Genomic DNA, 14,539 nt, shown 5'->3' on the forward strand with positions numbered 1-14,539 from the left:
GCCGCCGATGAGCGGGATCAGTCCGGATGCCGCCACCGACGCCGCGGGCGCCGAAGCCACCGATCACACCGTCAGCCCCGCCGAAGTCGCGCGCGTCCAGCGGCGGACCGTATGGACGCTCTCGCTCGGTCAGGTGCTCGGCGGGCTGGCCTTCGGGGCCACTCTCTCGCTCGGTGCTGTGCTGGCTGCCGAACTGTCGGGCGACGAGGCGTTCTCGGGGCTTGCAGCCGCGGCCGTCACCCTGGGCACCGCGGTCACGGCGGTTCCGCTGGCGCGCCTCGCGCGCTCACGCGGGCGCCGCCTTTCGCTGACCGTCGGCATGGCGATCGCCCTCGTGGGCGTCGTGCTCGTCGTGGTGGCGGTGGCGGCCGGCTCGTTCCCGCTGCTGCTGGGCTCGTTCCTCCTCGTCGGCGCGGGACAGGCTGCCAACCTGCAGTCGCGTTTCGCCGCCGCGGACCTGGCGACCGACACGACGCGTGGACGTGACCTGTCGATCGTGGTGTGGGCGACGACCATCGGAGCGGTGCTGGGCCCGAACCTCACCGGCCCGGGCGAGCTCATCGGCGATGCGGTGGGCATGCCGCCGCTGACCGGGCCGTACCTGTTCACCGTGGTCGCCCAGCTGATCGCGATCGCGGTGTATCTCACGACCCTCCGGCCCGATCCGCTGCTCCTGGCGCAGCGCGTCGTGGCGGCGGCGCCCAAGACGGCCACCGCGTTCGTCAAGCCCGACAGTCCGGTCGCCGCGCGCTACGCCATCTTCGCGATCGCCGCCGCGCACGGCACGATGGTGTCGGTCATGGCGATGACGCCGGTGCACCTTCTGCACCACGGCGCATCTCTGGCCATCATCGGTCTCACGCTGAGCCTGCACATCGCGGGGATGTACGCGTTGTCGCCGGTGTTCGGCATCCTGGCCGACCGCGTCGGTCGAGTACCGACGATCCTCGTGGGTCAGGCATTGCTGGCCGCAGCCCTCCTCACCGCGTCGTTCGGGGCGGAGTCGACCGTCGCCGTGACGGTCGCGCTCATCCTGCTGGGTCTCGGCTGGAGCGCGTCGACGGTCGCGGGCTCGACGCTGCTGACCGAAGCATCTTCCGAAGAACGCCGCACCCGCCGGCAGGGATTCAGCGACTTCGCCATGAGCATCGTCGGCGCAGGCGGCGCCATTCTCGCCGGCCTCGTGCTGGGCTGGATCGGGTACGGCGGGCTCGCGCTGGTCGTCGGGGTCCTCGTCGTGTCGAGTCTGCTGCTGTCGCCCCTGGGGCTGCGCGTCGCTGCCCGCGCGGCGCCTGCGGGCTGACCGGTCCGGATTACCGCTCCGCGAGGTCAGCGCCCGAGGGCGGCGATCGCCCGCTCGACGTCGGACTCGTCGTTGAACACGTGGAACGCGATGCGCGCGCGGCCGGCTCGGCCGGATGCCACGATCCCCGCGTCGGTGAGCCGAGCGAGGTCGTCGCCGCCGGGGTCGCTCCACGTCACGATGGCCGAGGCCCGCTCGGGTTGCGGCATCCCCATGCGACTGCCGAAGGCCGCAGCCAGTCCGGTAGTGTGCGCGTACAGCGTGGCCGGGTCGAGTGAGGCGAAGAGCTCGAGGGCGGGGGCCGCCCCGACGAACGCCTGCCACGCCGGCGAGACGTCGAACCGACGCGCGTCGCGGGCGAGCCGGCTGTCGCCGCCGTAGCACGACGCCCACGGATCGTCCCCGGCGTACCAGCCGGCCAGACGCGGCGGCATCACGGCGGCGAGCCGATCCGAGACGGTCAGGAACGACACGCCGCGCGGCGCGCACAGCCACTTGTAGGCGTGGCAGATGACCGCGTCGAAACGGGATGCCTCGACCGGCAGCCACCCGACGGCCTGGGTCGCGTCGCACAGGGTCATTGCCCCGTGCTCCGCGGCGGCTGCCGCGATCGCGTCGGCGTCGGCCACTTCGCCGGTCGCGGACTGTACGGCCGAGAACGCCACCAGGCTCGTGTTCGCGTCGACCGCTTCGGCAAGAGCATGGAGCGGCGCGGTGCGGACTCGGATTCTGCGTCCGGCGTGCACGAACGGCAGCACGATCGATGAGAACTCGCCGTCCGGCACGACCACCTCTGCGCCGTCGGGAAGTCCCGCCGCGACGAGTGCCGCCGACGCCGAGACCTGCGAGCCGATCGCCACCCGGGCGACCGCGATGCCGACCAGCGACGCGAAGAGCGTCCGGGATCGCTCCACGGCGGCGGAGTACGCGGCGATGTCGGGTCGCCCGGCCGCAGCCGACTCGAGGTCGGCGCTGACCGCCGCGACAGTCGCGCGGCTGGGGAGCCCCACCGTGCAGGCGGCCAGGTAGCCGGCACCGCCGGCGAAGGCGGCGCGTGCCTGCGACATCGAAGGCGAGGTGGCGCGTGGCATGGTTTCAGCCTGCGCCCGGTCGACACCTCGTGTCTACGACCGGTATCGCATGACTCATATGACAGAAGCTTATGATTTGCGGATGAGCGACATCCCCGCCCGTGAGGACTCGGACCCCGGCTTCGACGCCCGGGAGCTGCGCGTCGTGAAGGCCGTAGCCGACAGCGGTTCGATCACGGGGGCAGCCGCGCAGCTCGGCTTCAGTCAGCCCGCGGTCAGTCAGATGCTGCGTCGTCTGGAGGCGCGTCTCGGCGTCGCGCTCCTGGAGCGAGTGGGACGTGGGGTGCGTCTGACCGAGGCCGGACGCGTCCTGGCCCGGCACGCGACCGCGGTCACGACGGCCCTGGACGCAGCGGCGGGTGAGCTCGCCGAGCTGCGGGGCCTGCGTGTCGCGCGCGTGCGTCTCATGGCGTTCCCGTCGGCGTCTCCGACGGTCGTGCCGAGGCTCCTCGCCGACCTCGCGCGGAAGCATCCGGGGATCTCGTTGACATACGTCGAGGCCGAGCCGCCGGAGGCGGTCCAGGCGGTCAGAGAAGACCGCGCCGACATCGCTCTCACCTTCAGCTATCCGGGCGACCGAGAGGATCCGCACGGCTCGAGCGCGCGCGGTCTGGCCGTGCGCGCCCTGGGCACGGACGACCTTCTCGCCGTGCTGCCCGCCTCGCACGCCGCCGCCGGCAGCGAGGTGGTCGACGTGGCGATGCTCGCAGCCGAAGACTGGATCGCGGGGTGTCCCCGCTGTCGTGGCCACCTGCTCGAGCTGTGCGGAAGGGCGGGATTCGCCCCGCGGATCGCTTTCGAGACCGACAACTTCGTCGCCGTCGAGGGACTGGTCGCCCAGGGCATCGGTGTGGCGACGCTTCCGCGAATGGCGGTGGAATCCTTCCCCCAGCTGCCCGGGGTGTCTGTCGTACCGCTGCCGGCGGGCGAGCAGCGCACGATCCACGCGGTGACGGCGCGCGGCGCCGACCGCGTGCCCGCGGTGCGTGCGACGCTCTCGGCACTGTCACGGCTGGTCGGCGCTGACGGTCTGCGCGGCCCGGAGCGCACAGCATCCCGCAACTAGACTGGCTGGCGATGCCTTCTTCGCCTGATCCCCGCACCACCACCGCGACCGGCGCCGATGTGCGCGTGCGGTTCTGCCCGTCGCCGACCGGCCTGCCGCACGTCGGACTCATCCGCACCGTGCTCTTCAACTGGGCGTACGCGCGCCACCAAGGCGGCAAGCTGATCTTCCGCATCGAAGACACCGACGCGGCGCGGGACAGCGAGGAGAGCTACCTGCAGCTGCTCGAAGCGCTGCGCTGGCTCAAGATCGACTGGGACGAAGGTGTCGAGGTCGGCGGCCCTCACGCTCCGTACCGGCAGTCGGAGCGGCACGACGTCTACCGCGATGTGCTGGCGAAGCTCGTCGAGGCCGGCGCGGTGTACGAGAGCTACTCGACCGCCGAAGAGATCGATGCGCGCAACGAGGCCAACGGCCGTGCGAAGCAGCTCGGCTACGACAACTACGACCGCGACCTCACCGAGGAGCAGAAGGCGGCGTTCCGCGCCGAGGGTCGCGAGCCCGCGTGGCGCCTGCGCGTGCCCGACGAGGATCTCACCTATGTGGACCTGATCCGCGGCGAGGTCACCTTCCCGGCCGGCTCGTTCCCCGACTTCGTGCTCGTGCGGGCCGGCGGTGTGCCGCTGTACCCCTTCGTGAACCCCGTCGACGATGCCCTCATGGGCATCACCCACGTCATCCGCGGTGAAGACCTCATGCCCTCGACCGCGCGGCAGCTCGCGCTCTACAGCGCTCTCGTGGACGCCGGCGTGACGACCTTCATCCCGCGCTTCGCGCACATGCCGCTCGTGCTGGGGGAGGAGGGCAACAAGAAGCTCTCCAAGCGCGACCCCAAGGCGGATCTCTTCCTGCAGCGCGAGAAGGGCTTCATCCACGAGGGCCTGCTGAACTACCTCGCCCTCCTCGGCTGGTCGATCGGCCCCGACCGCGACGTGTTCTCGCTCGATGAGCTCGTGGCGGCGTTCGACATCGCCGACGTCAACCCCAACCCCGCCCGCTTCGACCAGAAGAAGGCCGAGTCGATCAACGGCGACCACATCCGGATGCTTCGGCCCGAGGACTTCGCAGCCCGACTGGTGCCCTACCTCGCGGCCGCGAACGTCGTGTCCGACCCGCCGACCCCTGCGCAGCTGGCCACGCTGGCCGCGGCGGCGCCCCTGGTCCAGGAGCGCATGCAGCTGCTCGGCGACGCGCCAGGGCTGCTCGGGTTCCTGTTCACCGACACGGTGACGTACCAGGACGACGCTCTGGCATCCCTGCCCGCGAACGCCGGCGAGGTGCTCGTCGCCTCCGTCTCCGCGCTGGAACTCGTTCCGGAGTCCGAGTTCACGACGGCTGCGGTGCAGGAGGCCCTCGCCTCGGCGCTCGTGTCTGCCGTTGAGGACGGTGGGCTCGGACTCAAGCCGCGCGTCGCGTACGGGCCGCTGCGCGTCGCACTCAGTGGTCGACGAGTCTCGCCGCCGCTGTTCGAGTCGATGGAGCTGCTCGGAAAGCCCGAGACGATCCGTCGCCTGAGTGCGCTCGTCGACGCGCGCGGCTGACTGCTCGGTTTGGAACACGTGCCGCGGTCGCGTAGACTTGCTCCTCGGCACGGCTTCGGCTGACAGCCTTGGGGTATGGTGTAATTGGCAACACGGCGGTTTCTGGTACCGTTGTTCTTGGTTCGAGTCCAGGTACCCCAGCAAGACGAAAACCCCCGGTCACACCGGGGGTTTTGCTTTGCGCCCACTCGGTGCCGGCCAGATCCGGGCGTCGGCGAGTGCTCTCCGCTTTGCCTGAACGGCCCGGAGGCCGCAACGAGACCAGATGTCGCTGCGCAGAAATGCGCGGAGTCTTCGCGTCCTGGCCGCGACGTGCGCGGACCGGGCCATCAGGTAATAGGCGGACGCCAGAACACGCCTCCCAAGCGCTCAGAGCCAGGATCAGGGTTCCTGCAAGAGCGAGCGTCCAGTCGTTGAAATGTCGGTGGCCATGGGGTGCTTTCTCCGAAGCAGTGGCCAGCCTGCCGTATCAGGCGGCTTAGGCTACGGAACGTCAGCGGGGTCGGTTGCGGCGCTAGGGCCCCGCCGTGTACGGGCCCTCTTCCAGACGAAGTCCAGCAGGAAGGCCGCGACGAGGATGACGACGAGGGCGACCGCAGTCTTGGGTTCGTTCACCAGGGTCGTCATCGTGAAGACCACGAATGTTCCCAGTGTGGCGATGAGTGCGACGATCAGCACGATCAGGCTGGCGCCCGTCTCCCGGTAGGTCTTGAAGTGCGAAGCGGTCACCGCCGAGAAGATGAGCAGAGCGACCGCGCTTCCCAGCGACGCGATGCTGTTCAGGTCGAGGGCGATGATCATGAAGATCGTCAGCAGGGCCATGACGACGAGCCCGACCGGCGCCCGTCGACCGATGTGGCGTCCGAATGCGGTCGGGAACTGTCCGACCGCGGCGAGGTGGCGGGTCATGCCAGTCGACGGGTAGAGGCTCGCGTTCACCGCGCCGGCAGTGGAGAACAGGGCCGTGATGACCATGAGCACGTATCCCGCTTGGCCGAGGGTCGGCTTCGCGGCTTCGGCGAGGGCGGTGGCACCGTACTCGACGACCTGCTCCGCGGTCAGTGTGCCGAAGACTCCGAGTGACACGGCGACGTAGACAGCGGTCGCAATTCCGAGGGCGAGGTACATCGCCCTCGGCAGCTGACGAGATGGCCGCGGGAGGTCACTTGCCGTGAACGTGATCACACCGAAGCCGAGAAACGCGAAGAAAGTCAGGGCCACGCTCGAGATGATCTCGCGCACCCCCGGATATCCCGCGGGATCGAGGAGCGCCGGGTCCCAGTTGGCTATCGTGACGATCGCGAACAGGCTGAGGATGCCGAGGACCACCTTGACGATCAGAGACTGCACTCGAGCAACCGCAGTTGATCCGACGATGTTCAAGGTCGTCATCACCAGCACCAGCAAGACCGCGAACGCGACCGCCCATATGGGGTCGTCGCCCGTCACGACCGCGCTGGCATAGCCGCCGAAGGAAGTCGCCACCATCGCCGCGACGATCGCCCCTGTCATATAGAAGAGCCACGAGACGATGCCGGTGATGTGGCCCTCTCCGAAGCCCTTCGCCAGGTAAGTCAGCATTCCGCCAGACGACGGATACGTCGCGCCGAGCTTCGCGAACGAATAACCCTGCAATGCGGCGATCATCCCCGCGATCAGGAACGACAGCCACACCGCCGATCCCGCCACCGCGCCGGCGGCACCGAGCAACGCGAAAATGCCGGCGCCGACCATCGCTCCGACACCGATGAACGATGCCTGAAGAACTGTCATCTGCTTCTTCGGAGCGCCGTCGGACGACGGCGAAGGAATGGTCACCCTGCCACCACTGCGGAGTAGTTCTTGAGGAAGATCGCCTCAGCCAGCGCGCAGAGTTCGATCTCCTGCGGGTCGACGCTCTCGTTCGGCGCATGGATGGCAGTCAGTGGTTCCTCGACACCCATGAGGATGATCTCGGCTCCGGGGTAGGTGTCAGCGAAGACGTTGCAGAGCGGGATCGATCCGCCCTGCCCCAACGTTGTCATGGGTACGCCGAACGCCTCGTCCATCGCACTGGCCATGGTCCGATACGCGGGTCCGCTGGTCTCCGCGCGGAAGGGGGCCCCCATCGCCTCGGTCTCGACATCCACGTGCACGCCCCATGGCGCTGCCACGCGGAGATGGGCGACGAGGGCGTCGCGGGCGACGACCGGGTCCATCCCGGGAGGGAGCCGCAGATTGAGTCGGGCGGCGGTCCGCGGGACCAGCGCGGCGCTCGAGCCGAGCACCGGCGGGCAGTCGATGCCGAGCACGGTGATGGCAGGGCGTGCCCACAGCATGTCGGAAACGCTCCCGTCGCCCACGAGCTGAACGCCCTCCAGGAGGCCGGCGTCGCTTCGGAACTGCTCCGGGGGATAGGGCTCTCCCGTCCAGTTCCCAGAGCCGTCGAGCCCGGTGATGACCGTGTTCCCCTCCGCATCGTGCAGGGTGGCGAGCATCGCGATGAGCGCGCCGAGCGCGTCGGGGGCCGGCCCGCCGAACATGCCGGAGTGCACTTCCGAGGCCAGTGCCTCGACGGAAACGACGACGTTGACCATGCCTCGAAGGCTGACCGTCACGGCGGGCCGTCCCACAGCCGCGTTGCCCGTGTCGCACACCAGGATCGCGTCGGCGCGGAACAGATCGGGGTTGGCGGCCACGAATGCCTCCAGACCACCCGTGCCGGCTTCCTCGGACCCTTCGACCACGAGCCTGAGATTCACCGGAGTATCGTCGCCGAGTGCCCTCAGCGCCAGCAGGTGCATGAGAATGTTGCCCTTGCAGTCGGCGGTGCCGCGGCCGTACCACCGGCCGTCCACCTCATGAAGCTCGAACGGCGGCGTGCGCCAGGCGGCATCGTCGAGGGGCGGTTGCACGTCGTAGTGCGCGTACAGCAGCACCGTCGGCGCGTCGGGGTTCGCGCATGCCCGTGAGCCTACGACGGCGTCACTGCCGTCGGGCGTGCGATCGAGTCGGACGTCGTCGAATCCCAACTCGAGGAACTTGTCGCGCACCCAGTGGGCCGTTTGCGTGGATCCCTCGACGGGGAACTGACGCGGGTCAGCCACTGACCTGAACGCGACGAGCTCCCCCAGCTCGGAGCGCACCGCCCCCATCAGGGTGTGGACTTGGGAACGCAGGTCCACACTCATGACCTATTGACTGTGTCGAGGCCGTCGATGAACTCTTGGTAGTTCGGCAGCTCGTCGGGGCAGTAAACGCCGATGACGAGCAGCTGGCTCTTCAAGATGCGATCCTCGACGATCACGGGCCGCCGGCCGGGGCCCGTGGCTCCGTTGGAGAGTTCACCCAGAACGAGTGCCCGGGTGAGGGCGCCGTTCGGGTCGGCGCAGGCCGTTCCCCCGTCATCCCCGTACACTCTGGCGATCTGATCGGTCGTGGGAGCCAGCATCCCGGCCGTCTCTAGGGCCTGGACCAATTGCGTGGCCTTCTCGTCGGCTGCGGCGTTCTGCCGGTCGGTCCTGAACATCAAGAGAGCGACAACAGCGAGACCGATAAGGATGATGATGACCACCGTGTAGATCACCCCACGCTCGCGGCCGCTCTGTGGCGTTGACTCGGTCATGATTCGGTCACCTCCGATGCGGCCGGAGCGTCCGGCTCTTCGGTCTCGGCAAGGGCGGGTTGCTTCCACGACGGCTTGCGGAACCTGTAGAACAGGAACGGCACGAGAATTCCGAGTCCGAGCGCGCCGCCCGCGACGATGAAGAAGTAGACGATGGGGTTCTGTCCGCCGAACTGCGACGGCGGGATGAACCCGACCAGCAGTGCCGCGAGCGAGGCAGCGAAACCGACGCCGCAGAGGCTGCGCAGAATCGGCGAGCGGAAGCCGCGCGGGTGGTCGGGCTGACTTTTTCGCAGTCGCACGGCGGCGACGAACATCAGCAGGTACATGATCAGGTACACCTGCGTCGTGATCACCGAGAAGATCCAGTAGGCGCTCGAGACGTCCGGGATGAGTGCATACCCGAGTGCGATCACTGTGGTCACAAGCCCCTGCGTCACGAGCAGGTTCTGCTGCACACCCTTCTTGTTCATCTTCTGCAGGAACGGCGGCAGGTATCCTTCTTCGCGCGAGATCAGGAGCAGACCTCTCGAAGGCCCGGCCAGCCAGGTGAGCATGCCACCCAGAGATGCTGCGACCAGCATGATGCCGATGATCGGGGTGAGCCACTGCCAACCGAAGTTCGCGAAGACCAGATCGAACGCCTGCATGACACCCGCGGTGAGCGAGAGCTCATCTGCCGGGACGATCCAGCTGATCGCGAGCGCCGGCAGGATGAAGATGAGCAGCACGAGGCCCATGGCGAGGAACATCGCCTTGGGGAACTCCTTTGCTGGGTTGCGCATCGACGACACGTGCACCGCGTTCATCTCCATCCCGCTGTAGGACAGGAAGTTGTTCACGATCAGCACGAGGCTGGCAAGTCCCGCCCACTGCGGGAGCAGGTTCGCCGCGGTCATCGGAGCAGCCGACGGATTGCCCTGACCCAAGAAGACCGCGCCGAGAATGATCAGGATCGCTCCTGGGATCAAGGTGCCGATGATCAGCCCGCCACTGGCGAGCCCGGCCACGCCCTTGGTGCCGCGTGCGGAGATGAACACGCCCGACCAGTAGCAGACCATGATCACCAGCGCGGTCCAGACTCCGTTACTGGCCAACGCGGGATTGAAGACGTAAGCGAGCGTGGCCGCAACGAAGCCGAGCAACGTGGGGTAGTAGAAGATCGTCATCGCGAACTGGCACCAGACGGCGAGGAAGCCCATCGGCTTGGAGATCCCCGCCGCCACCCACTTGTAGACACCGCCCTTCCAGCCGGAGGCGAGCTCGGCGGATACCAAGGAGGTAGGAAGCAGGAAGACGACCGCGGGAACCACGTACAGGAATACCGAAGCGAGACCGTAGACGGCCATCGTCGGGGCTGCTCGCAGGCTCGCCACCGAACTCGTCGTCATCAGCGCCAACGCGATCCACGAGATGAAGACTGCCTTCGGCAGCTTAGGGCGTGACGGTGCGGCAAGCGCATCGGAGGCGGAACCTCCGGCGCTCATGACCTTCTCACTTCTCGAGGCGACTGCTGAATGATCATTGCGATGTCCATCGCTGCTTTCCTTCGAACGATCCAGGTATCGAACGCCCCAGGCGCTCAGTCAAGGACCTATTCTTTGCACGAGCATCACCCGGACCGGGTGACAAAATTGCGCCGGGTTCGACGGCCTCTCGGCGGCTGGGGCAGCGGCGGATTGGTTCCCTTGCCGTTCTCGCGTGCGCAGAGGATCGGCGCATACGCGCTTCTCTCGGCGGCGCTCGGTGTGCTTTGGGGATCGAGCCGCCGCTACTCGACGATCACCATCTCGTGGGGCGTCCGATTGAGCCGTCGCCCGCCCACGGACGTGACCGTGACGATGTCCTCGATGCGCACGCCGAACCGCTCCGGGAGGTAGACGCCCGGTTCGATCGAGAAGCACATGCCGGGCTGCATCGCCTGTCGTTCGCCTTCGACCATGTACGGCGGTTCGTGCGTGGTCAGCCCGATCCCATGGCCGACTCGGTGGATGAAGTAATCCCCATAGCCGGCCTCGGTGATCACCGCTCGCGCCGCCCGGTCGACCTCCTGACACTCGACGCCGGGTCGGACCGCCTCGAACCCCGCCTGCTGAGCTCGGCAAACGACCTCGTGCACCTCGCGCTCCTCGTCGGACGGCTCGCCGACGTGTACCGTGCGAGTCGTGTCCGACCCGTAGCCATGCTTGAGGCCCCCGAAATCGAGCACCACCATGTCGCCGCGCTCGATGATCCGGTCACCCATCTCGTGGTGCGGGCTGGCCCCGTTCGGGCCGGAACCGACGACGGTGAAGTCGACCTGCGAATGACCGAACCGACGCAGAAGTGCCGCCAGCTCGGTGCCGATGTCGGTCTCGCTGCGACCGGTGAAGCGGACGCCGAGGATCTCCCCGTACGCCGCATCGGCGGCCGCGGCAGCCGCGGCGAGCCGCTCGAGCTCGTCCTCGTCCTTGATCGCCCGCAGCATCGGAAGCGCGGTGGTCATCGACACGTACGACGTGTCAGGCAGCCGGCCCTGGAGCGCCAGCAGGTGCATCGCCCAGGCCGAGTCCGACAGAGCATAGCGCCCCGGCCCGATCAGTCCCGCCGAGGCCTCGTAGGGATCGTTGCCGTCCGTCCAATCCACGAGCCCGAAGGCGGGGGCGCCGGGTGTCGCCTCCGCGTCGGGTCGCTCGAGCCTCGGGACGATCATCGTCGGCTGGCCGTCGACCGGCACGACGAGCAGGGTGATGCGTTCGGTGATCGCGACCGGCGCGTACCCGGTGAGGTAGATCAGGTCGGGCCCGGGGGTGACCAAGAGTCCGGTCAGCCCCGCCGCTTCCGCAGCCTGCGCCGATCGGTGCAGCCTTGCGGCGAAGTCGTCGACGGTGAACGGAGCAGGTTCAGCCGGTATCGCTTGATCGGTCATCGGGCCCCCTCGCCGCGAGTCGCCCCGTTCCGGAACGACGATGACCCAGAATCTACTCCGCCCGCGGTTGGTGGTGGGGTGGGTCAGAACGAGGATGAGTCCGCAGAGCTCCGGGTGGTCGGTACGCATGCGTTGCTCGCGCGCCTTCCTGATGGGTGGGGGAGTCGAGCCCCCATGAACAACCGTTGTTCTTGGTTCGAGTCGAGGTACCCCAGCAAGACGAAAATCCCCGGTCACACTGGGAGCTTTGCTTTGCGCCCACTCGGTGCCGGCCAGGTCCGGGCGTCGGCGACCGGGCGTCTCAGCTCGGCGCCTGAGGGAGCACCTCGGCGGCGGCAACCCGACCCAGCTGGAAGTAGTCGGGGTTGTCATCGCTGTGGGTCAGCAGCGTGAGCGCGACGGCGGCAGCCCACGCGTGCGAGCGGCGCCAGGTGGCCTCATCGTAGCCGGAGCCGGTCGCCGCGATGAACCGGGCGCGGCCCGCGGCATCGAACGCGAGCCACGCGACGGCGAGGTCGTAGGCGGGATCCCCTGCGGTGACGTCGCCGAAGTCGATGATCCCGGTGAGCGTGCCGTCGTGCGACACGATGTTGCCCGGATGCAGGTCGCCGTGGATCCACACCGGCTCCCGGCCCCATTCGGGCGCCGTGAGCCCGGCTTTCCAGATCGCGCGCAGCGCGTCGGCGGAGGCGGCATCGAGTGTTCCGGCAGCGGTGAGGACGTCGATCCGCTGCGTGACCGCGGTGTCACGAGTGGCCAGCGGGCGGCCACGGACCGGATTGACCGGAAAACCGTCCGGCGCCTCGACGTGCAGGGCGTGAAGTGCGGCGGCGAGCGGCTCCGCCCACGCGCTGCGCTCGGCGCGCGCCACATCGAGGCCGCGCGCACCCTCGATCCACGGGACGATCGACCACGCCCACGGGAAGTCCGACCCGGGCGTGCCGGCGACCACCGGCTCCGGTACGTCGACGCCGAGTGGGCGCAGGCGTCGGGCGATGTCCGGCAGTACGAGCTGCTCGTTCCGTACGAGCGGGGCGGCCAGTGCGCGACGGGGGAGCCGCACGGCCAGCGCGTGCCCCAGCCGCCAGACCTCGCTGTCCCATCCTTCGGCGACCTTCTCGAGCGCGAGGGTCGCGGCATCCGGTACCGCCTCCCGCGCCTGCGTCTCGAGGAGTGTGCGGATGAGTTCGGTGTCGATCGTGATCTCGGCGGTGGGCTTGTCGGGCACTGTACGAAGATACTCGCTTGTGTTTATGTTGGAATTTGTTGTAATGTGTGGGAATCCAACGAAGGGTCCACAGCATGTACGCGACGGAGCGCCACGAGCAGATCGAGCTCCTTCTGGCCGCAGAGGGCCGGGTCGGCGTCGTCGAGCTCGCCGAGCGCTTCGACGTCACCACTGAGACCATCCGTCGTGATCTGGACCATCTCGAGTCCTTGGGCGCATTGCGCCGCGTCCATGGCGGAGCGGTCGGCCGAGAACGGGCGAGCACGCGCGAGCCCTCTCTTGCCGAGCGCGAGCACCACCACGGCAGCGCCAAGGCGGCCATCGGACGCCGCGCCCTCGAGGCCCTCCGTGCCGACTTCAGCGGCTCGGTCTTCCTCGATGCCGGTACGACCACCGCGGCCGTGGCCTCGGCTCTCATCCCGCGACTGCCGGGTGCGCGCATCGAGGTCGTCACGCACGCGCTCTCGCTCGGACACACCCTGTCGGCGGTGCCCGGAACCGCACTGTCCCTGATCGGCGGCAGGGTGCGCGGACTCACGGCTGCCGCCGTGGGAGCCGACACCGTGCGCGCGATCGAATCGCTGCGCCCCGACGTCGCCTACATCGGCACGAACGGCGTCTCGGCGAGCTTCGGCCTGAGCACGCCCGATCCTGACGAAGCGGCCGTCAAGCGGGCCATCGTGAGGTCTGCGCGACGGGTCGTCGTCGTCGCCGATGCCGACAAGTTCGGAGCCGAGCTGCTGGTGGGCTTCGCGTCGCTGCGCGACATCGACGTCCTCGTCACCGACACCGCGCCCGACGGTGACCTGGCGGAAGCGTTGGCCGATGCCGAGGTGGAGGTGTGGCTGGCATGATCGTGACGCTCACCGCCAACCCGTCACTGGACCGTACGGTGACGGTGCCCGCGCCGCTCGTGCCCGGAGACGTGCAGGCGGCGACATCGGCACGGGAGGATGCCGGAGGCAAGGGCATCAACGTGGCTCGCGCTGTCGCCGCGGCCGGCGAGCAGTGCATCGCCGTGCTGCCTCTCGCGCACGACGACCCGTTCGCCGCGGCGCTGGACTCCGGTGCCCTCGAGACCGAGCGCGTGCCGGTGCGGGGCCATGTGCGTGCCAACCTCGCGATCACCGACCCGGCAGGCGTCACGACCAAGCTCAACCTGCCCGGTGCGAGCCTGTCGGCCGACGAGGTGGCCGCCATCATCGACGCGGTCGTCGCGCGTACGGCGAAGGCTCGCTGGCTGGTGCTCGCGGGCTCCCTTCCGCCGGGAGCCCCGGACGATCTCTACGTGAGGGTGATCCACGCGGTGCGTCGCGCTCACCTTGACGCACCGCTCATCGCCGTCGATGCCGCCGGCCCCGCCCTTGCGGCGGCGGTCGCCGAGGGCGCACCCGATCTGATCAAGCCGAACGACGACGAGCTGGCGGGTCTGGTCGGGGCGGGCCTCGACCACGCTGACGCGTCGGCGATCCTGGACCTCGCACGCGGCATCGTGCCGAGCCGTGTCGAAGCCGCGCTCATCACCCTGGGATCTCGCGGCGCTCTGCTGGTCGAACCCGGCGGTGCCTGGACGGCGTCGCCGCCGCCGATCAACGTCGTCAGCACGGTCGGCGCCGGCGACAGCTCGCTCGCCGGCTACATCCTGGCGCACCGGGCCGGCGCCGATCCGGCGCAGCGACTGCGCCAGGCCATCCGCTACGGCGCGGCCGCGGCATCCCTTCCCGGTACGCAGGCGCCGACGCCGGCCGACTTGCCGCTCGGCGACGTGCACGTCACGCGCCTGGCCTGAACTTCACCC

12 protein-coding genes and 1 tRNA gene are annotated in these 14,539 nt (G+C 68.8%); 6 read left to right on the forward strand and 7 right to left on the reverse strand.

Annotation, left to right across the window (positions count from 1 at the left end; genetic code table 11):
- Positions 1–7 precede the first annotated feature (7 nt).
- A complete protein-coding gene (locus ACLKM7_RS09870) occupies positions 8–1,303 on the forward strand; it encodes an MFS transporter (RefSeq protein WP_436447023.1) in 1,296 nt (431 codons plus the stop codon).
- Positions 1,304–1,329: 26 nt separating this feature from the next.
- Here the strand turns inward: ACLKM7_RS09870 and ACLKM7_RS09875 are convergent, their stop codons facing one another.
- A complete protein-coding gene (locus ACLKM7_RS09875) occupies positions 1,330–2,394 on the reverse strand; it encodes an aminotransferase class V-fold PLP-dependent enzyme (RefSeq protein WP_436447024.1) in 1,065 nt (354 codons plus the stop codon).
- A gap of 82 nt (positions 2,395–2,476) precedes the next feature.
- On the opposite strand from ACLKM7_RS09875, the gene ACLKM7_RS09880 reads away from it, so the two are divergent.
- The 3 genes from ACLKM7_RS09880 to ACLKM7_RS09890 all read left to right on the forward strand — a co-directional run bounded on the left by ACLKM7_RS09880 (position 2,477) and on the right by ACLKM7_RS09890 (position 5,142).
- A complete protein-coding gene (locus ACLKM7_RS09880) occupies positions 2,477–3,460 on the forward strand; it encodes a LysR family transcriptional regulator (protein ID WP_436447025.1) in 984 nt (327 codons plus the stop codon).
- A gap of 11 nt (positions 3,461–3,471) precedes the next feature.
- Positions 3,472–5,001 (forward strand): glutamate--tRNA ligase, encoded by a 1,530-nt coding sequence (gltX, locus tag ACLKM7_RS09885; RefSeq protein ID WP_436447026.1) that lies wholly within the window; start codon positions 3,472–3,474, stop codon positions 4,999–5,001.
- 69 nt (positions 5,002–5,070) lie between these two features.
- Positions 5,071–5,142 (forward strand) — tRNA-Gln (locus ACLKM7_RS09890).
- Positions 5,143–5,484: 342 nt separating this feature from the next.
- Here the strand turns inward: ACLKM7_RS09890 and ACLKM7_RS09895 are convergent.
- The 6 genes from ACLKM7_RS09895 to ACLKM7_RS09920 all read right to left on the reverse strand — a co-directional run bounded on the left by ACLKM7_RS09895 (position 5,485) and on the right by ACLKM7_RS09920 (position 12,741).
- Entirely contained in the window at positions 5,485–6,774 is a 1,290-nt protein-coding gene (locus ACLKM7_RS09895) for an APC family permease (protein ID WP_436447027.1), read from the reverse strand.
- Positions 6,775–6,815: 41 nt separating this feature from the next.
- The gene (locus tag ACLKM7_RS09900; RefSeq protein WP_436447028.1) at positions 6,816–8,171 is read right to left on the reverse strand and encodes a dipeptidase; all 1,356 of its coding nucleotides are present in this window, start codon (positions 8,169–8,171) and stop codon (positions 6,816–6,818) included.
- A complete protein-coding gene (locus ACLKM7_RS09905) occupies positions 8,168–8,605 on the reverse strand; it encodes a hypothetical protein (RefSeq protein WP_436447029.1) in 438 nt (145 codons plus the stop codon). Before ACLKM7_RS09905 ends, ACLKM7_RS09900 begins: the two co-directional genes overlap by 4 nt.
- Positions 8,602–10,092: an APC family permease gene (locus ACLKM7_RS09910; RefSeq protein WP_436447030.1), complete on the reverse strand. Its 1,491-nt coding sequence runs from the start codon at positions 10,090–10,092 to the stop codon at positions 8,602–8,604. The genes ACLKM7_RS09905 and ACLKM7_RS09910 overlap by 4 nt, the downstream gene beginning before the upstream one ends.
- Before the next feature lie 284 nt (positions 10,093–10,376).
- Positions 10,377–11,513: a M24 family metallopeptidase gene (locus tag ACLKM7_RS09915; protein ID WP_436447031.1), complete on the reverse strand. Its 1,137-nt coding sequence runs from the start codon at positions 11,511–11,513 to the stop codon at positions 10,377–10,379.
- A 301-nt stretch (positions 11,514–11,814) separates the two neighbouring features.
- The gene (locus tag ACLKM7_RS09920) at positions 11,815–12,741 is read right to left on the reverse strand and encodes an aminoglycoside phosphotransferase family protein (RefSeq protein ID WP_436447032.1); all 927 of its coding nucleotides are present in this window, start codon (positions 12,739–12,741) and stop codon (positions 11,815–11,817) included.
- A gap of 74 nt (positions 12,742–12,815) precedes the next feature.
- On the opposite strand from ACLKM7_RS09920, the gene ACLKM7_RS09925 reads away from it, so the two are divergent.
- Positions 12,816–13,595, forward strand: a complete 780-nt coding sequence (locus tag ACLKM7_RS09925) for a DeoR/GlpR family DNA-binding transcription regulator (RefSeq protein WP_436447033.1) — start codon at positions 12,816–12,818, stop codon at positions 13,593–13,595.
- A complete protein-coding gene (gene pfkB / locus ACLKM7_RS09930) occupies positions 13,592–14,530 on the forward strand; it encodes a 1-phosphofructokinase (protein ID WP_436447225.1) in 939 nt (312 codons plus the stop codon). The genes ACLKM7_RS09925 and pfkB overlap by 4 nt, the downstream gene beginning before the upstream one ends.
- The last annotated feature ends 9 nt before the right edge of the window (positions 14,531–14,539 follow it).

Origin of the sequence: Microbacterium sp. I2 (assembly GCF_051364985.1) — a bacterium.
GTDB lineage: Bacteria > Actinomycetota > Actinomycetes > Actinomycetales > Microbacteriaceae > Microbacterium.

Excerpts from the sequence above, each read along its gene's own strand:
- ACLKM7_RS09870 (WP_436447023.1), top strand. The coding sequence starts at position 8 with ATGAGCGGGATCAGTCCGGATGCCGCCACCGACGCCGCGGGCGCCGAA.
- ACLKM7_RS09875 (WP_436447024.1), bottom strand. The coding sequence starts at position 2,394 with ATGCCACGCGCCACCTCGCCTTCGATGTCGCAGGCACGCGCCGCCTTC.
- ACLKM7_RS09880 (WP_436447025.1), top strand. The coding sequence starts at position 2,477 with ATGAGCGACATCCCCGCCCGTGAGGACTCGGACCCCGGCTTCGACGCC.
- gltX (WP_436447026.1), top strand. The coding sequence starts at position 3,472 with ATGCCTTCTTCGCCTGATCCCCGCACCACCACCGCGACCGGCGCCGAT.
- ACLKM7_RS09895 (WP_436447027.1), bottom strand. The coding sequence starts at position 6,774 with ATGACAGTTCTTCAGGCATCGTTCATCGGTGTCGGAGCGATGGTCGGC.
- ACLKM7_RS09900 (WP_436447028.1), bottom strand. The coding sequence starts at position 8,171 with ATGAGTGTGGACCTGCGTTCCCAAGTCCACACCCTGATGGGGGCGGTG.
- ACLKM7_RS09905 (WP_436447029.1), bottom strand. The coding sequence starts at position 8,605 with ATGACCGAGTCAACGCCACAGAGCGGCCGCGAGCGTGGGGTGATCTAC.
- ACLKM7_RS09910 (WP_436447030.1), bottom strand. The coding sequence starts at position 10,092 with ATGAGCGCCGGAGGTTCCGCCTCCGATGCGCTTGCCGCACCGTCACGC.
- ACLKM7_RS09915 (WP_436447031.1), bottom strand. The coding sequence starts at position 11,513 with ATGACCGATCAAGCGATACCGGCTGAACCTGCTCCGTTCACCGTCGAC.
- ACLKM7_RS09925 (WP_436447033.1), top strand. The coding sequence starts at position 12,816 with ATGTACGCGACGGAGCGCCACGAGCAGATCGAGCTCCTTCTGGCCGCA.
- pfkB (WP_436447225.1), top strand. The coding sequence starts at position 13,592 with ATGATCGTGACGCTCACCGCCAACCCGTCACTGGACCGTACGGTGACG.